The 22,899-nt window shown below is 37.5% G+C and carries 17 protein-coding genes; 9 read left to right on the forward strand and 8 right to left on the reverse strand.

Annotation, left to right across the window (positions count from 1 at the left end; all coding sequences use genetic code 11):
* Positions 1-42: 42 nt before the first annotated feature.
* From ACXACQ_RS19395 to ACXACQ_RS19405, 3 genes are all read right to left on the reverse strand, one after another.
* Positions 43-1,134 carry a T9SS type A sorting domain-containing protein gene (locus ACXACQ_RS19395; RefSeq protein WP_474977644.1) on the reverse strand — a complete coding sequence of 364 codons (1,092 nt, stop codon included), beginning with the start codon at positions 1,132-1,134 and terminating at the stop codon, positions 43-45.
* A gap of 97 nt (positions 1,135-1,231) precedes the next feature.
* Positions 1,232-4,063 carry a T9SS type A sorting domain-containing protein gene (locus ACXACQ_RS19400; RefSeq protein WP_474977645.1) on the reverse strand — a complete coding sequence of 944 codons (2,832 nt, stop codon included), beginning with the start codon at positions 4,061-4,063 and terminating at the stop codon, positions 1,232-1,234.
* 504 nt (positions 4,064-4,567) lie between these two features.
* The gene (locus ACXACQ_RS19405; protein ID WP_474977646.1) at positions 4,568-6,337 is read right to left on the reverse strand and encodes an OmpA family protein; all 1,770 of its coding nucleotides are present in this window, start codon (positions 6,335-6,337) and stop codon (positions 4,568-4,570) included.
* A 487-nt stretch (positions 6,338-6,824) separates the two neighbouring features.
* Here ACXACQ_RS19405 and mnmE point away from each other — a divergent pair, with 487 nt between their 5' ends.
* The 4 genes from mnmE to ACXACQ_RS19425 all read left to right on the forward strand — a co-directional run bounded on the left by mnmE (position 6,825) and on the right by ACXACQ_RS19425 (position 11,304).
* Complete coding sequence (gene mnmE / locus ACXACQ_RS19410; RefSeq protein WP_474977647.1) at positions 6,825-8,204, forward strand: tRNA uridine-5-carboxymethylaminomethyl(34) synthesis GTPase MnmE; 1,380 nt, start codon at positions 6,825-6,827, stop codon at positions 8,202-8,204.
* Between the two features lie 36 nt (positions 8,205-8,240).
* Positions 8,241-9,038 carry a helix-turn-helix domain-containing protein gene (locus ACXACQ_RS19415; protein ID WP_474977648.1) on the forward strand — a complete coding sequence of 266 codons (798 nt, stop codon included), beginning with the start codon at positions 8,241-8,243 and terminating at the stop codon, positions 9,036-9,038.
* An 85-nt stretch (positions 9,039-9,123) separates the two neighbouring features.
* The gene (locus ACXACQ_RS19420) at positions 9,124-10,653 is read left to right on the forward strand and encodes an FAD-dependent monooxygenase (RefSeq protein ID WP_474977649.1); all 1,530 of its coding nucleotides are present in this window, start codon (positions 9,124-9,126) and stop codon (positions 10,651-10,653) included.
* 72 nt (positions 10,654-10,725) lie between these two features.
* Positions 10,726-11,304, forward strand: a complete 579-nt coding sequence (locus ACXACQ_RS19425) for a YdeI/OmpD-associated family protein (RefSeq protein WP_474977650.1) — start codon at positions 10,726-10,728, stop codon at positions 11,302-11,304.
* Between the two features lie 78 nt (positions 11,305-11,382).
* Here ACXACQ_RS19425 and ACXACQ_RS19430 read toward each other — a convergent pair whose 3' ends face one another.
* From ACXACQ_RS19430 to ACXACQ_RS19440, 3 genes are read right to left on the reverse strand one after another with little or no spacing between them, the layout of a single operon-like run.
* Positions 11,383-13,632, reverse strand: coding sequence for a xanthine dehydrogenase family protein molybdopterin-binding subunit (locus tag ACXACQ_RS19430; RefSeq protein WP_474977651.1), 2,250 nt, complete (start codon positions 13,630-13,632; stop codon positions 11,383-11,385).
* Position 13,633: 1 nt separating this feature from the next.
* Positions 13,634-14,092 (reverse strand): (2Fe-2S)-binding protein, encoded by a 459-nt coding sequence (locus tag ACXACQ_RS19435; RefSeq protein ID WP_474977652.1) that lies wholly within the window; start codon positions 14,090-14,092, stop codon positions 13,634-13,636.
* 59 nt (positions 14,093-14,151) lie between these two features.
* Positions 14,152-14,793: a hypothetical protein gene (locus ACXACQ_RS19440; protein ID WP_474977653.1), complete on the reverse strand. Its 642-nt coding sequence runs from the start codon at positions 14,791-14,793 to the stop codon at positions 14,152-14,154.
* A gap of 352 nt (positions 14,794-15,145) precedes the next feature.
* Between ACXACQ_RS19440 and ACXACQ_RS19445 the strand changes: the two genes are divergently transcribed.
* The 4 genes from ACXACQ_RS19445 to ACXACQ_RS19460 all read left to right on the forward strand — a co-directional run bounded on the left by ACXACQ_RS19445 (position 15,146) and on the right by ACXACQ_RS19460 (position 21,306).
* Positions 15,146-16,300, forward strand: a complete 1,155-nt coding sequence (locus ACXACQ_RS19445; RefSeq protein ID WP_474977654.1) for a cysteine desulfurase family protein — start codon at positions 15,146-15,148, stop codon at positions 16,298-16,300.
* Complete coding sequence (locus ACXACQ_RS19450; RefSeq protein ID WP_474977655.1) at positions 16,297-17,466, forward strand: XdhC family protein; 1,170 nt, start codon at positions 16,297-16,299, stop codon at positions 17,464-17,466. The genes ACXACQ_RS19445 and ACXACQ_RS19450 overlap by 4 nt, the downstream gene beginning before the upstream one ends.
* 261 nt (positions 17,467-17,727) lie before the next feature.
* Positions 17,728-20,628, forward strand: a complete 2,901-nt coding sequence (locus ACXACQ_RS19455) for a PKD domain-containing protein (protein ID WP_474977656.1) — start codon at positions 17,728-17,730, stop codon at positions 20,626-20,628.
* A gap of 186 nt (positions 20,629-20,814) precedes the next feature.
* A complete protein-coding gene (locus ACXACQ_RS19460; protein ID WP_474977657.1) occupies positions 20,815-21,306 on the forward strand; it encodes a hypothetical protein in 492 nt (163 codons plus the stop codon).
* A gap of 79 nt (positions 21,307-21,385) precedes the next feature.
* On the opposite strand, the gene ACXACQ_RS19465 is transcribed toward ACXACQ_RS19460, so the two are convergent.
* On the reverse strand, positions 21,386-21,784 hold the full coding sequence (locus tag ACXACQ_RS19465) for a VanZ family protein (protein ID WP_474977658.1): 399 nt from the start codon (positions 21,782-21,784) through the stop codon (positions 21,386-21,388).
* 48 nt (positions 21,785-21,832) lie between these two features.
* The gene (locus ACXACQ_RS19470; RefSeq protein WP_474977659.1) at positions 21,833-22,360 is read right to left on the reverse strand and encodes a lipocalin family protein; all 528 of its coding nucleotides are present in this window, start codon (positions 22,358-22,360) and stop codon (positions 21,833-21,835) included.
* A 168-nt stretch (positions 22,361-22,528) separates the two neighbouring features.
* On the opposite strand from ACXACQ_RS19470, the gene ACXACQ_RS19475 reads away from it, so the two are divergent.
* Positions 22,529-22,867 carry a zinc ribbon domain-containing protein YjdM gene (locus tag ACXACQ_RS19475; protein WP_474977660.1) on the forward strand — a complete coding sequence of 113 codons (339 nt, stop codon included), beginning with the start codon at positions 22,529-22,531 and terminating at the stop codon, positions 22,865-22,867.
* The last annotated feature ends 32 nt before the right edge of the window (positions 22,868-22,899 follow it).

Consider the following 22,899-nt stretch of genomic DNA (forward strand, 5'->3'; position numbering starts at 1 on the left):
GCCTGCAATGCAGGCTTTTTTTTATCATATATTTTACTCGAATTATTTCACAATATGTCTTTGAATACAATTCTCTCCTTCGGCAGTTTTCACATGAATAATATAAATACCTGAAGGTAAATCTGAAATTCTTACATCACTCATTACGCGAGTTAATTCCTTTTTCAACTGACCGTAAGCATCGTATATATGAATGTCAGCATCAGAACCATTAGATAATTTTATATCAAAATAATCATAAGAAGGGTTTGGTGATACAATTATTTCTTTCACTGAATTGGTCTTAGCCTCGCGCTTTCTTGCAAAAGAATAAAGATCAATATGTTTGAGAACTGACTCTCCCCAATCATCCTCTACTTCCACTACAAAATAATTATTACCCTCAACTGGTACTTCAAAACTATAAGGCATATCATTATCAATATAGGTATCATTTCCTATTGTAAGTTTAACCGACACTACCTGTGGTAGATCTTCCTCCAACATCACCACCTGGCTAGTCAGGTTGCTATTACTCACTGCTGCTCCATCATTAGCATTATCAAATTTATCAGGCCCCAACCATTGAAATTCCCCTAAGATATCACTGAAAATTATAGATTTTATGGCCAATTCGAAGTTTCCGGCATCAGCACTATATGGAAATGCTATATATTGTAATTGGTTAAACTCCTCTCTTTCATCACCCCAATCGGCTAGAGGAATAGTAAAGGTAATAAACCCGGAATCATCAACTGAAGCAGTAGATAAATAGCTACCTAAATTAATTTTAGCGCCTCGCTTTTCATTTGGCCGAAATTGAATTTTACCCCAATCGATATTATTACTCAATGGCTTAACTTTCACCTTCACCACATTATAATTAACGTAATGAGAAGCCCCATAAATATTAGTTTTACTGTAGCCTATTTTAAGCTTTTTGTATCCTGACCCCGATGAAACCACCTTTAAATAATTATATTTTTTATAATTATAAAATTCGGTAATGTGAGCATTCAAAAGTCCATTATAAGTATAGTGGTACACATCTGCACCTGCTGATGGTATAACTGGATCACCAGGATTTGGTGGCTGTGCTATTATTTCCAGACTAGAAATGACAAGAAAAGTTAAGAGTAAAGGTTTTAGTTTCATAATCAATATTTTATAATAAAAAAAGGCAGGTGAACATAATTTTACAATCTAAAATTTACATTCACCTACCTAATATAAAATATTATATAATCTTTACCTATTCAAGTATAATTTTACTAACTGAATTATTACCCTGATTGTCATAAATATTCACTAAATATAGTCCCGCTGGGATATTTTCCCTACTTACAGTATGCTCAGCTGAGATACTGGAATATCGTCTCACTAACCGACCGTTTAAATCTCTTAAGTCCATATTAAACACAACGTCATTGGAAGCATTGGTTTTTACTGTAAAATTGCCCATTGAAGGGTTAGGATAAACTTCTAACTCTAATTTTTCACTATCTAAATCTCCTATTTTAGCCAATTGATTCATACAAGCAGTAGATTGGTAATCGGCCAATGCATATTGTGCAATACAAAGATTTCTATCAGAAACAGATAATACTTGAGCATTTTGAGGCACTTCAATTCGTCCTTTATTTACTGACCCATAACGTTTTATCACTAAATATTCTTCCCAATTTTCTCTATCACTACCTGCAAACGTCACCTCATTGCCATTCACTGCTAAAGGCATCTGTCCATCAAAATTATAGTCCATACCATCAATTCCATCTATATATTCCGCTGTACCTGTGGGAGTAAACTTTAATAAGAATGCATCATCATAATAATAATCAGATTCGCCACCTACGGTAATTCGCTCAAAAGTGTAACCTGTAACATAAATGTTGTTATCGCTATCTACTACTAAATCACTTAGGCCACTCCAAACTACATTAGAAGTATAATTAACAAAAGGGGTGGCCCATTCAAAAATGCCAGTGTTGGCATCTAGAGTCATTACGGCCAAATTACGTCCTGTTAAAGTAATGTCATCTAATTTAATAATAGGCGAATCGTTTATTGATGTAATCACCACTTTTCCCTCATTATTCAGTACTATTTCAGCAGGATAGTCACTGCCCTCTCCTCCATATTGCTTTACCCAAACAGTATTTCCTGCGGGGTCAAACTTAGCAACGAAACTATCATAGTATCCATTAGTTTCAAAACGAAAACCATCAAAACGTGCTGATTTAGTAAAGCCTCCTAATGCATATATATCACCATTCGCGGACACTGTTAAATCAGTAAAATAACTATGGTTATTATCCCCAAAATCTTTATGGTGAACTAAAGCACCATTTTCATTAATCATATCTAAAATCACAAAATTTTGATTAGCATTATTTGAGCCTATGTAATAAATATTATTAGCATCTACACCAATACCTACAGGTTTTCCTTCTAATGGCACCCCCCAAATCAGGTTTCCTTCCTTGGTAAATTTTATGAAATACCCAGGTTCTACACCTAAAGTTAAATTCTTACCATCTGGAGTTTTTATAGTAACATTTCCTTCTCTTGCCAACAACAAATTACCATCGTTATCCATTGTTAATGACTTAACTTCATAAAAATAATTATAATGAGGCTCGACCTTACTGACCGCAACAGATGGGGTGCTTGAATTAAATTCTATCACCCATTCCACCTCGTTATTACGATTAAATTTCAGTAAGTAGGTGCCAAATAACGAGGTTCCATGATATATTATCTCTTGTTCTGCAGAACCATATATATATGAATTACCTTCTTCATCATTAACCATTTCCCAAAAACCAGTTCTACTATCATCAAAATCATCATCTTTAGCATGGAGCACCGCTACTTCATTTAGAGAATTACTCCCCATGAGCACTTCAGCTCCATTATCGAATTGATAAGAGTAATTTCCAACTCCCCCTCTTATTTCCAAATCTAAACTATCAGCACAAGCCTCATAATTACTTATTTGAGCTTCTATCTGTGACGGTTCCTTTACTCTAACCCTTTTATGATATGATTTACCGTTAGCATCTGTAACTGTAACCGTATAATTACCTGCTGGCACACCTAGTAAATCTTTATCGGTAGAACCATTATCCCACAAGAATGTAAATGGTGCAGCACCTCCATCCATATCACAAATAACATTAGCGGTATAACTACCATAACAGGTAGCATCTTCAACTAATGTTTGAATACCACTACCTACATGTATTCTCAGAGGGGCGCTTAAATAAGTATTACCTTCCAAATCAATAACTCGAGCTTTAATATCATGTGCCCCGTACATTAAGCTAGCTGTTAGATTATAAGGCATTTGCGTGTTCTCTGTAAGCACTTTACCATTTTCATCTATAATTTGTACCTGATCAATAGATACACCATTTATAAACGATTTACTAGCCAATAACCTGGCCTCTTCTCCATCTCCATCATGTGCATTATCAAATTTGGCAGCACCTAAGTACTCAAAAACCTCTGTTTCGTTTACAAATTGGATACTTTTAACGCCAATATTAAAATCACCGGCTCCGGCACTATAGGGAAAAGCAATATATTTCAATTTTGAAAATTCTGAAGAAAACTCAGCCCAATCTGCAGTTGGAATAGTTATTTTGAACCAACCTTCTTCCAACATCACTGCATTATCCATATAGTTACTCAGTACTACTTTAGATCCGCCCTTTTCATTAGGTCTAAATTGAATTTTATTCCAATTGGCATTCTGATCAAAATCTTTAAGTACAATTTCTATTGCTGAAAAATCACTTAAATCTACCAGCTCTCCATATACTGAAAACCGATCATATCCTATTTTCAGTTTACTATAGGCAGAATTAGAGGAGTTTACATTTAAATAATCAAATTGCTGAAACCCCTCCAGTTCTAAATCAACATCGAAGTTGGCATATGAAACATATGAAGTTTCTTCAACATGAATGGATACCGAGGGTACATCATTAGTGGCTGCATTAGCAGCTCCAATTAACATGAAATCAATGCCTACCAAAAACAGTAGACAGAGAAAGGTTTTAGGTAATAAAGCGTTCATTACTATAGATTTAGATGATTTATAAAAACGTATAAATAAGTGCATATTAGCGAGGTTTGAGATTACACATGAGTTTTCAAATCTCACGCCACCTTTAAAACTCACTTTAAATGACCTAGACAAATTATATATCACACACCAAAAACTCTCCAAAAAGTGTTTAAAGCACGAAATATCAATTATTTAGAAGACTAAGCTTTATTTACAGTAGATTATTGCAACCGTTGGGTTGAGGAAGCTTTACCACCTGTTTGAGGAAAAATTGAGAAAACACATAACTAATGTTTTGCCCAGTATTTTATGCAAATAATTAAATAATAGAAATCGAAATGCATATAACCTCTATTAACTTAGTATCACTTATATAAATATAAGACTACAATTAGTGATTTTATTTGATAAATATCATTTAATCACCAAATAAACCACTAATTCCTAAGTTAATGAAATTATATTATGATTGTAGGTTTTTATATAAAAATTTAATAATTCGAATTTTAAATTTTACTTTTCAGCAACTATTCGTACGTCTGCTCGTCTAAATTGCTCGGGAGGGCCAGTTTCATCTTTCACAGAGCCATAACCTTGAGCTACTATGCGCCTCTCGTCTACTCCATGTGTCACAAAATAATCAAGTACTATAAGAGCTCTTTTCTGAGATAAGCTTAAATTATAACGCGGATTACCATCTGCACTAGCATAACCTGCTATATCAATATTAAGTACTTCATATTTATCAAGCATAGCAATAATGCTATCCAACTCTTGCTGATGTGTCTCTAAAATGGCACTTTGGGCGTTATTAAAGAAAATTCTATGTGCCTTAGCCATTAATTGGGTTTCATGAGGCTCAAAGCCATTTGCCTTAGCTACTTCAGACTCTATTTCATTCATAGCCTCATCATTACTGCCAGTATTGTTAGCAGCCATTAAAGGTAAAATTTGATTATCTGGCGCCTTGCCATCACCATAATATTTTACCTGAAAAATATCAGTATAGCCTAGTCCTCCCTCTCTAACCGAAGAAAAATAACCACTTCTACCATCTTTAGAGGCCCTGAAATATATTTCATCGTCAGGCGTATTAATAGGGTATCCTAAATTTTCAGGCTCTGACCAACTTTCAGTAAGGCTATCGTAAACTGACTTAAATATATCATAACCTCCGTAGCCTTTATGCCCACTACTACTAAAATACAGTGTCTTTCCATCAGGAGCCAGAAAAGGACTATCTTCATCATACCTTGTATTAATAACCGGCCCAAGGCTTTTAGACTTATACCATTCTCCTTTATTTTTAATGCACATGTAAATGTCAATACCTCCTTCACCCCCTGGCCTGTCGCTTGTATAAAAAAGTACATCTGTAGATGAAGTTTCTGCCACCGAATTTTCTGAGTAAATAGAGGAGTTAATCTTATTGGTTAAATATTCAGGCTCTGTCCATTCACCATTTTCAAAGTCGCTATAATAAATGTCTCCTGCATTAATTCCTTTATATAAGTAGAGTCTGTTACCATCGGGAGAAATAGCTACATTAGCATCATGAAATTCTGTATTTATAGGACTACCTATATTTTGAGCTTCACCCCACTGGCCTCCGCTTTTTTTAGAAATGAATACATCTTCAAAATAGAAATTATCTCTGTCCACATCTTCACTTGTATTACCTTCCCTTCTTCTTGAAGTAAAAATCATAACGGTTTCATCGGCATTTAACACCGGAGCATAGTCTGGCCAAACGGAATTTACCCCTGGGTTTAATGGCAGAACGGCATACCTAGCAGGTTGTAGGAGAATTTCTTTACCATTATTACATTCTAAAATGCGTCTTTCTACATCTTCTGGAAGCACTCGATCTTTACCACGATAGTGAACATCACCAAGCACTTTCTTCTGATATTTTTGATAATACTCCAAGGCCATATCAAAGTCTAATCCATAATGATAAGCTCTACCTATCTGATACAGTATATCAAACCTGTAAGATGGTTTTAATTCATTAACCCTCACCAAATAAGGAAGTGCAGCATCTTTATTTATAGTTTCTAAGTAGAGCTTACCGGCCATCCAATTAGCCTTTACGTTATCAGGATCTAAATCTGCGGCTTTTATATACAACTCTTTAGCCTCTTCTATGGCTTCTTTTTGCTGTGAATATATGCCATCAGCCAGTTGTAAATACTCTTCCGCTTGTCGGGTATTATCTTCCTGAGCATAAGTAAAAGATGTTGCCGTTAATATGCAGCCTGCAAAAAATAGTAAAGTTTTCACGGATTTGATTAAGCCAGTTGAACAAAAAAATGGTCGTTACTATTTACAATAACGACCATCCAAAATACAGGCTTAATGCCTATGTTTCAATACATATAAGACGAAGTGCATTTCTAGTTGATGGAGAATACTATTTTTCCGGTAGTATGTCCGCTAGTAATTTGATCACATACACCTTGCCTTGCGCTAACTCGTAGACTTGCTGAATTTTAACTTTTAAATTATCGGATTCAATTGTCTCCTAGAGTGATGACACTATCTACAGGATTGATACCAGTAGACCACACTTTTATGAGCGCCTCACCCTCGCCTACTTCCGTTTTTTGTTCATTATTAAAAACCTTCAAATATCGAGACAGTCATACTGTCCCTTTTTAAATTCTAAATGACTGCAGCTAGTGATATAGTCTTTACTATGAATAACAAGTGATATGTGCATCTATTCATCAATATCAGTACATTTGCAACTCATAAAAAGAAGAATATCGTGAGTCAGCATATAGGATCCACTGAAGATACCATAGTAGCCCTTTCTACCGCACCTGGCGTAGGTGCTATAGCCGTCATCAGGCTTTCTGGTGATGATGCCATAAAAATATGTAACAGCGTATTTAAAGGCAAAGACCTAGAGAAGCAGGCTACTCACACTTTACATTTTGGCACTATAAGAGAAGGAGAAAAAGTAATAGATGAGGTAGTAGTAGCCCTATTTGTTGGACCTAAATCATTTACAAAAGAAAACGTGGTGGAGATAAGCTGCCATGGCTCTCCATTTATTGTAAAGCAGGTTATTAAAGTACTTCTAGGCGCTGGTGCCAGGCTAGCATTACCAGGCGAATTTACCAAGAGAGCTTTCTTAAACGGCCAGTTTGACCTTGCTCAGGCCGAAGCTGTGGCCGACCTGATCAATTCAGATTCGGCCGCGTCTCACGAAGCTGCACTTAACCAAATGCGAGGTGGCTTCTCTGAGCAAATACGCCAGCTGAGAGAGGAGTTGATCCACTTTGCTTCCATGATAGAACTAGAACTAGATTTTGGTGAGGAAGATGTTGAATTTGCCAATAGAGATGACTTAAAGCAACTCATCACTAACTTACTGAAGGTGATTAATGCCTTAATTGAAAGCTTTGACTTAGGTAATGTGATCAAAAATGGCGTTCCTACTGTTATTGCGGGCAAGCCAAACGCAGGTAAATCTACATTGCTCAATGCACTTTTAAATGAAGAAAAAGCCATTGTTTCTGATATAGCTGGTACTACCAGAGATGTAATTGAAGATGAGATTAACCTAGGGGGTATTACCTTTAGATTTATTGATACGGCCGGTATCCGAGAAACGGAAGATACCATTGAAAAGATTGGTGTAGAGCGCACACAAGCACAAATGAAAAAGGCCTCTCTTATCATCTATATGATTGACTTGGCCAATGACAATGTAGTGGATTTCAACCGCGACATTAACAAACTGGAGAACATGGGTATTCCTTTTATAGTGGTAGGAAACAAAATTGACAAAGCTCAACCAGAGTTAAAAGCTGCAGTTGAATCAGTAAAAGGCTCAATACTGATAGCTGCCAACACCAAAGAGAATCTTGATGCGCTAAAAGACAGAATTCTGGAAGAGGTGAACTTGGATAACTTCAAGTCTGGCAACACCATAGTGACTAACATACGCCACTACGACAATTTACTCAAAACCAGAAACGCCCTGCAAGACGTACTCAATGGACTTGGCAACAACATCACCGGTGATTTCCTAGCCATGGACATCAGGCAATCGCTACATTATTTAGGGGAGATTACTGGTGAAATTACAACCGATGACTTGTTGGCGAATATCTTTAGTAAGTTTTGTATCGGAAAGTAATCACAATTTAAAAAAGAAACAAGTGGCCCATACTACATGCTGTCCAACATCAAAAAATATATTGAACGTGAGGCCTCAGAACAGATAAAAGATACCATTGCTTGCTTTTGGTACACCTGTCTTGATTTTGGAGCCTCCCATTCTTCCTTCGAAATTATACCGGATGGTTATGCTGAAATTATTTTCCATTTTAATAAAACCTGCCGGATAAGTTATGAAGGAAAGGTTCAATTATGGGACTCTCCTTTCGTTATGGGATTGCTAAACACACCGGCCATTATTGAGGCTAAAGGTCATTTTGAAGTAATCGGAGTCAGGTGTCACCCATGGGCGGTTTTCAAATTACTAGAACTTCCTACTAATACACTAAACAGCTTCTCGATAGCATCGCACCCAATTAGTGATCTACAAGCTTCCATCCAGACATTTATCTCCGGAAATGAAATAGATAAGGCATTACTGCTACTGGAAGATTATTTCACTCGCATTGATGCCATTCATTCTACCAATAAATCCATAACACAAGCAGGTAAAACTATTAGAAACACCCATGGCACCTCTTCAGTCTCTGAAGTAGCCGACAATGCTAACATGAGCGTTAGGTCTTTAGAAAGGCACTTTAAACAGCACTCGGGACGTACCGTAAAAGATATTTCTGGCATAATGCGTTTCGAGCAGGTGCGCAACCATCTCTGGACATACCCAAATAGCAATTTAGCTGCTCTGGCACATGACTTTGGATACACAGATCAATCGCACCTCATCCGTGAATTTAAAAAATATAGCGGCACCACCCCTGCTTCATTCGCTAGAAAAGCGAATAAGAAAACATAACCGACCAATGAATATTGGCGGATTTATACAATCCTAGCTCATTAGCTAAAGTGAGCTTTGCATATCTAAAACAAAAAACTACTCAATGAATGATATGCAATCAAACCATCATTATGATGTAATTATAGCTGGTGCAGGTCCGGTAGGTCTATTTTTAGCTGGCGAACTGGCTTTAGCCAACTGCAAAGTAGCTATTCTTGAAAAAGAAACGACTTCTACATCTCCATTACTTAGACTTCCTTTCGGCATGAGAGGCCTTTCCGTGCCCTCTATCGAAAGTTTGTACTATCGCGGGCTCCTGGATAAACTACAACTATCAAAGCGCTTTAAAACCCCGCATATGAAGTCAAAAGATCAGGCAACGAATTCACTTACTCAAGCAGGCCATTTTGCTGGCATTCCTTTTCATTCAGAAAATATTGACACCTCAATATTGAGCGATCAAGTAAGCAGCCTTTTACCCACACACTTACTCAGTGAAATGCAAGAGTTAATAGATATTTTCACTGAGCATGCTTTAAATCTAGGTGTTACTATAATAAGAGGTTGCATTATAGAAAACCATTCACAGAATGAATCAGAAGTAAAAACAGAAACAAATAAAGGCATATACACTTCCAAATGGTTAGTAGGGTGCGATGGAGGCAAAAGTACTGTTCGCAAAAGCGGCAATTTCAACTTCATAGGCACACCTCCGGAGTTTACAGGCTATTCTGCAAAACTAACCTTACACGGTGCGGAAAAGCTTAAAACAGGTAGAATAAAGACTTCGCAAGGCATGTATCTGAAATCTCAACCTGAGTTTATCATTCTTCAGGATTTTGACAAAGGTGCTTTCCATAAGTCTAAACAAACAATCACAAAAGACTATTTTCAAGCACTACTCAGGCGTATTTCGGAGACTGATGTAACAGTAACCAATCTAGAGACCGCCTCCTGCTGGACTGACCGCGCTAAGCAAGTAGACAGATACCGAGATGGCCGTGTTTTCTTAGCTGGAGATGCTGCTCACATACATTCGCCATTAGGTGGACAAGGTCTTAACCTAGGCTTAGGTGACGCCATGAATTTAGGATGGAAGCTGGCCGCCTGCATCCATAAGCGAGCTCCAGAAAGCCTATTAGGCACATATCACACAGAACGTCATCCACTAGGCAAAGAAGTCTTAGATTGGTCCAGAGCTCAGGTGGCATTAATGAAATCAACTCCGGAAGCAGAAGCTTTAAACAGTGTAATGAAGGATTTATTGTTGACGAAAGATGGTGCCACCTACATGGCCAACCGTGTCAGAGCCACCTCCACGACCTACAACCTTAATGCTAAACACCCGTTAGTTGGACGCAGAGCCAGTTTTCTACTTAAGGAAGAAGACAATTTCACCGAATATATGACATCAGGACAATGGCTTTTAATAGATTTCACTAAAGACAAGTTACTATCTGAATGGCAAGAAAGTAACTCTAATTCATTTAACTATTACCATTACACCAGCCTAGATTCTGAATTAAAAGGGGGGTTAATTCGCCCTGATGGTTTTATTGCTTGGGCCTCTGACATCATTGACTTACAAGACTTCAACAACAACGTAAAAAAGTATGGAATCTTAACCAAGTGATATCAACTAGCACTATTAGCACTTGCTATACAAAACCCTGTTTGATATGCAATTAATGATTAAATTTATCACATGATCAAAGACATAGAAGTATTCTTTAAAGAGCCCGGAAAATGGCAAAAATCATTTCTACAGCTCCGTAGTATCATTTTAGAATGCGGACTAAATGAGGAGCTGAAATGGGGTAAACCATGCTTTACCTATGATGGACACAACATTGTACTCATACATGGATTTAAAGATTACTGTGCTTTATTATTTCATAAAGGATCATTACTCAAAGACCCTGATAATATACTGATTCAACAAACTGAAAATGTGCAGGCAGGTAGGCAAATTCGATTTGCAAATGAAGAGGAAATAACGGAAATGAAAACGTCCATCACAGCTTATATATACGAGGCTATGGAGGTAGAAAAGGCCGGTTTACAGGTAAAGCTGAAGAAAACTTCTGAATATGAAATACCTGAAGAGTTTCAGTCAGCTATCGATAATGACAAAAACCTGAAAGATGCATTTTACGCATTAACCCCCGGAAGACAAAGAGGGTATTTACTGCATTTTTCCAATGCTAAACAAAGTAAAACTCGCACTGACAGAGTTAATAAATATATCCCTAAAATAATGCAAGGCAAAGGCCTTCAAGACTAAAACAAAAGGCATTGAGAATTATCCTCAATGCCTTTTACAATTTATCCAGAGATTTAAATTACCTCATACCAGAAGCACTTAAATCATTTCCTGATCAGCTTCCAAAAATGGCTGATTGTAATACCTGCGCCCAGTGGCTTTATATAATGCATTTGCTAATGCTCCTATTGCAGGCGGAAAGGGAGGTTCTCCCAAACCAGTAGGATCAATATTATTCTCAATAAAATTTACTTCTACTTCCTTTGGTGCATTATAGTTCCTAATAAGTTTATACTTATCAAAATTAGTCTTCTCAGGAGCTCCATCCTTGAAAGTCATAGCACTGAACATGGCATGCCCAAGTCCATCTATTGTACCTCCTTCCATCATATTAGAAGCTGCAATTGGGTTAACCACAATACCACAGTCTACTGAGCAGTATACTTTTTCTATTATTGGTTGATCGTTCTCCATCACCAAATCCACTACGTTAGCCACATAGCTATTATGACAATAATAAGCCGCTACTCCCCTCTTTTTAGAGGTTTCATTCTTCTTCCACCCCGACTTATCCTTTACTTGCTCTAATACACCTGCATATCTGGCTGCATCATAATCGTTGTTTTCACCTACCGGCTTGTTTTTAGCTCGCTCTAAAAGTTCGAGCCTAAATTCTATAGGATCTTTGCCTGCCGCTTCAGCCACCTCATCTAAAAAGGCTTGCTCCACACCACCTATAAAGTTAGAACGAGGTGCTCTAAACGCGCCAATAGTAATATTGGTTTCTGTACTCCACTGCTCCGCTAAGTAATTATCTACCGCTCCGGCAGGAAAACGATTAGCGAATAGTGGACTTTCAGGAATTCCTCCTGCTCTTACCTGAAAGGCTATCAGATTATTATTCTCATCCAATGCAGCTCTATAGTATGCATGGTATGCAGGTCTATAAATACCGAAAGACATATCATCTTCCCTTGAATAAACAAGCTTAACAGGCGCATTAAGTTTTTGAGATATAATAGCTGCCTCTACCAGAAAATGCCCATACAACCTACGTCCAAAGCCACCGCCCATACGCGTCATTTGAATATCTATCTTATCCAATGGCATACCCAAACGCTCAGAAACAGTTTTCTCCATATACTCCGGAGTTTGAATAGGTCCCACCAACTCAGCCTTATCCGCAGTAACATTGGCGAAGAAGTTCATTGGCTCCATGGTACTATGCGCTAAAAATGGCGCGGTATAGTTTCTTTCTATTACCTTCGCAGCATTCTTAAACACCTCCTCTGGGTCTCCATCCTTCCTCACTTCTTCAGATTTAGTTAGGCCCAGTTCTTTTAATTTAGTGATATGCTCTGAGGTACTTTCCAAACCTGAGGGCACCTCTCGGGTACTTACATCTTCACCACTAAACCCCGTAAAGTTAACTTTGTAGGCCTCCATCTTTTCCCATGACACCTCAATATCCTTCTTAGCCTTCATTATTTGCCATGTAGACTTGCCCACAACTATAAGTAATTCGGGAAATGCAGTAGTATCAAAATACCCTTGCACATAACCCTCATTATAAAGCTTGATAGGAAATACATCTACAATTCCGGGTAGCTTTAAAGCCTCTTCTTTATTAAAGCTTTTCAATGTCATACCAAATGCCGGTGGGTGGATAGTCATAGCAGTAAGCATTCCTTCCTGCCGATAGTCTAATCCATAAAGCGGTTGACCTGTTACTATTTTCTGACCATCTACATTAAGCTTAGATGATTTAACAATGGTGAAATCCTTCACATCTTTTAGCTCCACCTCTTCAGGCACTTTTATCTCAGCCGCTGCCGATGCCATTTCACCGTAGCCTGCCTTTTTACCACTTTTTTCGTGATGAAGCATACTCATACTAGCAGTAATTTCGCTAGAAGGCACCCCCCACTTTTTAGCGGCAGCCTCTTTTAGCATTTCCTTTGCAGTAGCGCCTGCCATACGCAGTCCTTTCCATCCCTGACGGATAGACTGGCTACCACCTGCCAATTGGCGAGTATATAAGTTGGTATCTAATGGTGCCTGCTCCACCATTACCGTTTTCCAATCCACCTCTAACTCTTCTGCCACTATCATAGGCATTGAAGTTTTCACATTCTGACCTATTTCAGGATTAGGTGAAAATATAGTAACAGTACCATCGTTAGCAATTTTTATAAAGCCGTTGAGTCTAAATACCCCCTCAATTTCTTCAGCAGTTTTCTTCCCTGCCATTGATGGTGCCCAGCTGAATTGCAACATCAGACCTGCTCCACTAGCAGCTGCTACTTTTAAAAAAGATCTTCTCTTAAAGTGTGTTTTTACTGATGCCATATTACATTTCTTTTGCTGCTGATTTTATAGCTTTATTTATTCTGGTATAAGTACCACATCGGCATATATTACCATTCATAGCTCTTCTTATTTCATCATCATTAGGATTAGAATTTTGAGCTAATAGCGATGCTGCACTCATAATCTGCCCTGCTTGGCAATAGCCACACTGTGGCACATCATGCTCTAGCCACGCCTTCTGTACAGGGTGGTCTCCATCTTTGGATAGTCCTTCTATGGTGGTCACCTCTTTCTCGCCCACAACACTAACTGGCATTGAACATGCCCTCACCGCATTGCCATCCATATGCACCGTGCAAGCACCGCATTGCGCAATGCCACATCCAAATTTCGTCCCTACCAAGTTCAGGTTATCCCTCAATACCCATAAAAGCGGGGTGTCAGGGTCTACATCTACCTGATGCTGGCTTCCATTTACTTTTAAGTTAAATACTGCCATAATGAGTATATTTTATTTAAGCTTATGATTTAAAGCTTAGTAGTTCTTATTTTATAAAATTAATCTGCTTGAGGAGCATAAGCCCCTGTTTTTATCCATTTAGTCCATTCCTTTTTGAACTCTTCATATGAAAGCGGTGGCTGTGTTCTTCCGCCTCCCATTGCAAACCCCGTTTTTACTAAACCATCATTGGCATGCTCTAGCAACGCCTTCATATTTTTATGACCATTTAATTCAGGATTCACCAACTGCTTAGCTAGCTCATGTGCTGACTTGCCTTGAAATACCATTTTCATGTCTGCAGGTGGTAAGTGCCAATTAGCATTAGCTGGCGGAGTATGTTCTCCTGGCACGCTTTTACTATGGTGGCAGTTGGAACACTGCATGGCATATAAGCCTTTACCATCTTCTCCCCTTTGTGGTAACATGGTATGGATATGACTATCGTCTCCTTGCAAAGGCACATCGCCCGAAGGATGACAATTCATACACCTAGGGTGCATCAATACTTTATAGACTTTATTAAAAGCTTTTACAGAGGCTATGCTATCTTTTTTACTTCCTAAACTTGCCCTGTACTCTTCAATATCGCCATCTTTTTTACTTACGGTTACAGCCGTGGTAATGAAAAGGACAGCCGATAATACCAATAATATTTTCCAGTGGTATTGATGACCTCCTTTTTTAGTTGGTTCATGCATATTTGCTCTTCTTAACTGTGGTTTAATTATAAAATTCAAGCCTTATGATAAATGGTAATGTTAATGTATAATAACCATTATATGCTTTATAACCCTAATAAAGTTATTATGTTATAGTTAATATATAATGATTAAAAATAGTGTTTACCATGTGTAAAGCTAAATGCCACGCTATTTTATCGGCTATAACAATCAAACCAATTATTACGAATTTCAAACTTTTTCACCCCTTACTAAGAAGAGTGTGCTACATTAGATTGATTTTTGCAATTTTTGCTTTGATTTGCGCAGGTAAACCTTCTAGTAATAGGAGTAATTTTGAATCTTCAAAATATATTCAGGTTAGAATAAGTTGATTAACAGAAACAAAATATATTTAGACTATAGTGCTACTACTCCAGTGAAACAGGAGGTATTAGAGTGCATGCTACCCTATTTTACCGAGGTTTACGGCAATGCCTCCAGCTCAGCACATGCTTACGGCTGGGATGCCGCTGAAGCCGTAGATATAGCACGCCAACAGGTAGCCAATTTAATAGGTGCAGCACCTTCTGAGATCATTTTTACCAGCGGTGCTACAGAAGCTATAAATTTAAGCCTTAGAGGACTTTTCGCTCAACTTCATTCAGAAAAAAACCATATTATCACTTGCCAAACAGAACATAAAGCTGTCTTAGAGACATGCAACAGCCTAGAGAAGCAAGGTGCCTCGGTTAGTTATTTAGAGGTTGATGCTAAAGGAAACATAAATCTACAAGCTCTTGAAGCGCTAATTTCAGAAAATACGTTAGCCATTTGTTTAATGACTATTAACAATGAAACCGGTGTAATTCATCCCATTGAGTTAATGAGTGAAATAGCGAATAAACATAATATTGCGTTCATAACCGATGCCACACAAGCTCTAGGAAAAATCCCTTTCAATGTCACTACAGAAGGTATTGACATGGCTGCTTTTAGCGCGCACAAGCTATATGGGCCTAAAGGCATAGGAGCACTTTATATCAATAAAAATTCAAGTGTTAAGCTTCAGCCATTTCTTACCGGAGGTGATCAGGAAAAGCACCTGAGAGCCGGAACGCTCAATGTCCCTGGCATTGTAGGCTTTGGCAAAGCATGTGAACTGGCTCAAAAGAATTTAAAAAACGACATAGAACACACCGCTAGGTTAAACAAATTACTAACATCAGCACTACTAAAAATTGATGGAGCATTTATTAATGGAGCTAATAATATTACACCTCACATTATAAATATTGGTTTCGAAGATATTGAAGGTACAAAACTATTGCGCAGACTTAAGCAAATAGCTATCTCACAAGGCTCCGCCTGTAACTCCAACATTACCGAACCCTCCCATGTATTAACCGCCATGAAAGTAAGCAAGCTACAGGCATTATCATCAGTAAGAATCAGTATTGGGAGCCTTACATCTGCAGAAGAAATAGATATCGCGATTAAGGATATCACACAAGCTGTTAATGCCCTTAGAAAACCATTAGTATGACAGAAATAGAAGCAATAATATCAGCCTACCAAGAGGCAAATAGAAATCAATTAGAATGTGTTCTTGCTACTGTTGTACATGTAGAAGGCTCATCATACAGACGTGCAGGAGCTAGAATGCTGATAGATGAAAATGGCATGATGACAGGAGCCATTAGTGGCGGCTGCCTTGAAGGAGATGCCCTCCAAAAAGCATTACACGCTTTACACCAAGGTAAAAACAAACTCATCACCTATGACACAAGTGATGAAAATGATGCCATTATAGGAGCTCAATTAGGCTGTAATGGCGTAATACAAGTGCTTTTTGAGCCCATAGATGCTGACGATGCCTATAATCCTATTCAATTACTACTCCAAACTACTATTTCAGAAACATCATCGGTACTTGTATCGATATTTAGCCTAGAAAGCAAAAACGAACAACCTGGCACGCAACTACTCTTCACTAATAACTGCTTGCATAAGCATGTAACTGTACACAAAGCTGCCTCCAAGCTTCTTGAAGAGGAAATAAGTGTTGTTGCTTCTGAAAAGCAATCTCAGTTCGTAACACTAAAAGATAATGACAATTGCACAGAAGCCTTTTTACAGTATATTCCAAAACCTATACACCTAGTAGTAGTTGGCGCAGGTAACGATGCTCTGATACTCGCAGATATGGCGGAAAAAATGGGCTGGCAAATCTCTGTAACCGATGGCCGAACTACCCATGCTAACCACCAACGTTTCGCGGCTTCATGTCAGGTAATAGTTACAAAGCCAGAGGACACTTTAAGCAATATTAAAGTAAGCAGAAGGACTGCCTTTGTTTTAGTGAGCCACAACTACAACTATGATTACGGAGTGTTAAAAATACTCTTAAATGAACACAAAACTCCGTATATAGGTATTTTAGGTCCTCGCAAGAAATTTGATCGAATGATAGATGATCTCAAAAACGAAGAAATTTTATTAGATGAAGAACAACTTTCACGGATTTATGCGCCTATTGGCCTACAACTAGCTGCAGAGACTCCCGCAGAAATAGCCCTTTCTATCATTGCTGAAATACAAGCAGTATTTACACGCAGCAGCAAAGCTCACTTAAGAAACATAGATGGCACTATACACAAAAAGTCTATGAACCATTTCAAAGTAATCGAGCTTAAAGAACAAGACAAGTAATTATAACAAAACCACCCCCCCCTATTTTAAACTGTCAAAAACAAAGAAACAAGTATAATGTTCTGAGATAAAGGAAATTAATTGAATTTTCGCTTATTTTTTCTTAGTTTCTTTCATATTTTGCCAACAAACTGGCTTTTAATTACTTCCACTCACCTTAATGCAAGGCGTATTTATTCGCCAGTCATCAACGTATATGTTGTTAACAGTTATTTAAATTGATAATCAACACCATACATTCTAAATCTATAAAATTAAAAAATGAAAAAACTTTTACTATTTTTTTGTCTGTTCTTAATGTGGAGTCACATATTTGCTCAAAACAGCTCTCCATTTAAAAACACGTACTCTTCTACTCCTCCAATACCAAGAGTAAGTCATGCTTCAGGAGATCATCAATCCAAAGCACCAGAACATAGGAGCTGTTTTACTGTTGAAAACCAAAATAGGTTAAATGCAAAGTACGAGCTACCTAGCACCAGTAAATTTGAAAAGCAACTCAACAATCTAAAAAGCATTTATATTCAAAAAAGAGCTGCGTCAAGAACTGGGAACAACATCATTACTATTCCAGTAATTGTACACGTTATTCACAATGACAACCCTAAAGGTTTTAATGCCAATATAGCAGATTATCAGGTTTACTCTCAGATAGATGTATTAAACGAAGATTTCAGAAAAGCGGCAGGCACAGCAGGTTACAACGAACACCCAGATGGGGCTGACATAGAAATTGAATTTGCACCAGCAGTGATGGATGAAGAAGGCAACTTACTAGAAGAAGTAGGCATAGATAGGGTGTATGGAGGAAGACCATACTGGGAGTATGATGCTATTCAAAATTCATTAAAACCCAACACTATCTGGGATCCCACAAAATACTTAAACATATGGACTGTTGAATTTGGAGGGGATATGGACGGAATTCTTGGGTATGCTCAATTTCCTGTTTTATCCGGACTCGATGGCTTACCAGAAAGCGCCTTAGCCAGCACTGACGGAGTAGTAATAGGACATCAATACTTTGGTAGAGAAGGCAATGTATCTTACCCCTTCAATTTAGGCAGAACTACCACTCATGAAGTTGGTCACTGGCTTGGGCTGCGTCACATTTGGGGAGATGGACCTGAAGAAGATGGATGTTCATATGACGATTTCTGTGAAGACACGCCCAATGCAGCTACCGCTAATTATGGGTGCAAATACATAGACTCATGCCCTAATGACAATGCACCTGATATGATAGAAAATTACATGGATTATACTAATGATGCATGTATGAACATCTTCACGCAAGATCAAAAAGACAGGATAATGACTGTAATGAACAATTCTCCACGAAGAAGAGAGCTACTCACTTCGGAAGTGGCAGAAGGCCCTAGCTTCCCTATTGCTAAAACTACCATCAGCACATCCATACTTTGCCCTGATGAAAGCATTACATTAACAGACAACTCTGAAGGAAACCCTAACTCATGGGCATGGATAATATATAATTCTGACAATGCAGATATTGTAGGCTACTATGAAACTCAAAACATAGAACACACCTTTAGCACCCCCGGCAACTACAGCCTTCAACTAACAGTTAGCAATGAAAATGGTGAGGATGTATTATCATACTACAACGCGTTTTCAGTCCTATCTAAAGTAACCGAGCAAGGGCCATACAACAACGATTTCACCGATGAAAGCAATTTAGCAGATTGGTCGTTTTATAACCCTGATGCGCAACTGGCTTGGGAGCAAATAAATATTGATACAGGCAATGGCATCAATGGCTGCATGTACGTTAACAACTACAACAATGACGCAGGAAGATCTGACATCTTGTTTTCTCCATTGATTAATATAGAAAACATAGCTAACCCTTATTTGGTATTTGACGTGGCGTATGCACGCTACAACGCCAGCTATTATGATGGATTAGGCGTTTCTATTTATTCAGGATGCTCAACAGAACTAAATTATATATGGGCTGCCGAAGGAGGAGATCTTGCTACTACAGATGATTACACTGATGCATTTGTACCTTCTCCAGATCAATGGAAAACTATTTATGTACCATTAGAGAATTGGAAAGGCATAAATGATCTAAGAATAGGATTTAATAATATTTCTGGTTTTGGAAACAATTTATTTATTGATAATGTCCAAATCAAAGATATGGACATTACAGAAAGTCCCTCAGTACAGTTTAGAGCATCTAAAAACATCACTTCAACAGGAGAAAGCATAAAATTCTCAGACGAAAGTACTTCATATCCCACTACATGGGCTTGGGAGTTTGAAGGAGGATCACCTGCTACATCAAATCAACAACACCCTTTTGTATCTTACAATAAGTCTGGAGTTTACAAGGTTACATTATCTGTAACGAATGAGGTTGGTGATAACACCCTGACAAAAGAGGAATATATTACCATATTAGAACAGCCAGATATTACCGTAACTAGTAGTACAGGTAAGTTCGAAATCTGCCAAAAGGATACTATTACACTCACCGCTAGTGAAATCGCCTATTTGAGATGGTATAACGAGGATCAGGAAATTTTGAGCGAAAGCAACTCCATAACCGTGCACCCAAAAGAAACCAGCATATATTATGTTGCAGGGGCTAATGAATATGATGGATATGACTTAGACACGGTAGTAGTAACAGTAAACCCTCTTCCTACTATCGATCTTGGAAAAGACCAGGAAATCACCGTTAACGAATCTATTACACTGGCAGCATCAGAAAACTTCGATACTTACTTATGGAGTGATAACTCTACGGAAAACACTCTGATTTTATCAGGCAATGAACTTGGCGTGGGTTCTTTCGACATTTCTGTGACTGTAAAAGATGCCAATGCATGCTCTGCTACTGACGAAGTAACAATTACAATAACTGATGAAACAACAGGAATTAATGAAGCCTTAAGGAATGACATACAAGTTTACCCTGTACCTTCCTCGGACCATGTAACTATAGAATTGAAAAATAATACTAAGTCAACTCAGGTCGATCTTTATGACATGAAAGGGCAGTTACTTCAGAGCAAGAACACAAAATCAGAGCTTGTTCAAATGAATATCAGTACCTTGTCAAATGGGATATTCTTTATTAAAGTTTCGAATGAGAATACGAGTAAAACCATTAAAATCATAAAAGAATAACATTCACTCACTAACTGTCAAAAAAAAGGCTTTTCATTAACTGAAAAGCCTTTTTTGCGTTAACTGAAAATCATAAATACTTGATTTGTAATTTTATATATTTAACCTCCTATCAACTTTATATTTCTCAAGTTATTGAATCACATTATCTTTCCCTTTTTATTAAATAGATATGATCCTATGAACATGAAAATGAGAATTTACCATCGCTATTTAGGCTTCTTCCTTGCTGGCATTATGGCCGTTTATGCCATTAGTGGAATTGTTTTGATTTTTAGAGATAAAGACACTTTTAAACATGTAACTACCGTACATGAAGTATTACCAACAGAAACCACGTTAGAAAATTTAGGAGAAGCATTAAAAATAAGACGTTTTAAAATTGATAAAGTAGAAGGTGACATGGCTTACTTTAGAGATGGCTCTTACAATACGAAAAATCATGAAGTCAAATACACAAAAAAGGAATTGCCATTTGTGCTTGAAAAAATGACTCACTTGCACAAGGCTACCAGCAGTAAACCCCTAGCCTTTTTAAACATCTTTTTTGGCGTATCATTATTCTTTTTTGTAGTCTCATCATTTTGGATGTTCATGCCCAAAACCAGTGTTTTTAAGAAAGGAATGTATTTCACTTTAGCAGGATTAGCAATGACTTTACTCCTGTTATTTTTGTAGATAAAGCCGTTCTAAAAAATAAAATGTCAAAACGGCAATTTGAATATTGACTTTTACCCTCTACTAAAACAGAAAAAATTTACTGCCTTGACGCATATTTACGCATAGTTTCCACTAAATAAATAGATAAGTAACCAAACAGAATTATACCGACTATATCGCAAAGCACATCTGCCAAATCAAATGTACGGGTCTTAAAAGCAAGCTGACTAACTTCTTCGATTACGGCAAATATAAAAACGACAATAGCCGCTAATAATGGGCGTAAATAATAGATTTTTAAACGCTTTAACTTAGTAGCTAGGCTAAGCACTAGAGTTAACGTACCGAACACAAATACATGCCCAACTTTATCGCCATAAGGGAAAGAGTGCACAAAATCAACAAAGAAATTACTAGCTCCTAAATCTGCACTAACCATAACCCAGATGATAAAAAGAAATGGTAAGGCCGCTATTGTTATTTTAAAAATCTTCATAAAAATAGCCTTTGCGTACACGCAAAGGCTATATTATATAATGAATTATTATTTTTCAAATGTCATAAAGGCATCGATCTCCACTTGAGAACCATTTATGTTTTGAGTTTGAGTAGTTTTTAATTCAAGCTTAGTATCTGAAAGACTAATAATTTCTGCATCTTGCGATACTCCTGAGTCTGAAGTTACTGTTAAAATATCTCCCTTCAACTCCCAACTTGATCCACTCTGATACTTAATACCTTCAGCGTTTTGCTCGTATTCCATATCTTCATCAAGTAAATTACTGCTTACAACATATTTTAAGTTAATACTATAACTTCCACTAGACTCCACTTTATTAGGGTCCGCTGTAAATACAAGATCATAGTCCATGTCATACCCATTTCCTTCAAATGTGGTTTTTGTCGTGAATCCTTGCACCGATATCTCGCTTTCACCCTCATAATGAAAAACACTTAGCTTCCAATTGCCTAATAAATCGGAATTTGAAGGCTGAGGATCATCTTCATCATCAGAACAAGAGGAGAACACAACAAAGCAAAACAAGATTAAAAAAAGTCTCTTTAAGGTCATTTTAGATTATTTAATTATTAATAAAACCAAATTTAATATCAATTAATAAATAATTAAAATTAATTTAAAAATTTATGAAAATTTAAGAATAATCCCCTCAGTTGCAGCGCTAATGCCATCCTCATTAAAAATTTATTTAACTTTGCAGCCCCTAATAAAATCTGAAATATGTCCGAAACACAAAATTGCCCTGAATGTAACTCACCATTTGGTTATTCTACTGGTGTATTAATGATGTGCCCTGAATGTGGCCACGAATGGAACCCCGAAGAAGCAGCTGCTGAAGCCAATGGCCCTATTGTAAAAGATGCCAATGGAAATACACTTCAGGATGGTGATGATGTAGTAATAGCTAAAGATTTACCTGTTAAAGGAGCTCCTAAGCCTATAAAAGCAGGGACCAAGGTAAAAAATATTCGCTTAGTAGATGGCGATCATAATATTGACTGCAAAGTAGATGGTTTTGGAGCCATGGCTTTAAAGTCAGAATTTGTAAAGAAAGCATAAAAAAAGCCGCTAAAAAGCGGCTTTTTTTTTAC

The organism is Fulvivirga sp. AWR4_260, assembly GCF_056158185.1.

Bases quoted from the DNA above. Each gene is read 5' to 3' on its own strand.
- ACXACQ_RS19395 (WP_474977644.1), bottom strand. From the start codon at position 1,134: ATGAAACTAAAACCTTTACTCTTAACTTTTCTTGTCATTTCTAGTCTG.
- ACXACQ_RS19400 (WP_474977645.1), bottom strand. From the start codon at position 4,063: ATGAACGCTTTATTACCTAAAACCTTTCTCTGTCTACTGTTTTTGGTA.
- ACXACQ_RS19415 (WP_474977648.1), top strand. From the start codon at position 8,241: ATGCTGTCCAACATCAAAAAATATATTGAACGTGAGGCCTCAGAACAG.
- ACXACQ_RS19420 (WP_474977649.1), top strand. From the start codon at position 9,124: ATGAATGATATGCAATCAAACCATCATTATGATGTAATTATAGCTGGT.
- ACXACQ_RS19425 (WP_474977650.1), top strand. From the start codon at position 10,726: ATGATCAAAGACATAGAAGTATTCTTTAAAGAGCCCGGAAAATGGCAA.
- ACXACQ_RS19430 (WP_474977651.1), bottom strand. From the start codon at position 13,632: ATGGCATCAGTAAAAACACACTTTAAGAGAAGATCTTTTTTAAAAGTA.
- ACXACQ_RS19435 (WP_474977652.1), bottom strand. From the start codon at position 14,092: ATGGCAGTATTTAACTTAAAAGTAAATGGAAGCCAGCATCAGGTAGAT.
- ACXACQ_RS19440 (WP_474977653.1), bottom strand. From the start codon at position 14,793: ATGCATGAACCAACTAAAAAAGGAGGTCATCAATACCACTGGAAAATA.
- ACXACQ_RS19450 (WP_474977655.1), top strand. From the start codon at position 16,297: ATGACAGAAATAGAAGCAATAATATCAGCCTACCAAGAGGCAAATAGA.
- ACXACQ_RS19455 (WP_474977656.1), top strand. From the start codon at position 17,728: ATGAAAAAACTTTTACTATTTTTTTGTCTGTTCTTAATGTGGAGTCAC.
- ACXACQ_RS19460 (WP_474977657.1), top strand. From the start codon at position 20,815: ATGAAAATGAGAATTTACCATCGCTATTTAGGCTTCTTCCTTGCTGGC.
- ACXACQ_RS19465 (WP_474977658.1), bottom strand. From the start codon at position 21,784: ATGAAGATTTTTAAAATAACAATAGCGGCCTTACCATTTCTTTTTATC.
- ACXACQ_RS19470 (WP_474977659.1), bottom strand. From the start codon at position 22,360: ATGACCTTAAAGAGACTTTTTTTAATCTTGTTTTGCTTTGTTGTGTTC.
- ACXACQ_RS19475 (WP_474977660.1), top strand. From the start codon at position 22,529: ATGTCCGAAACACAAAATTGCCCTGAATGTAACTCACCATTTGGTTAT.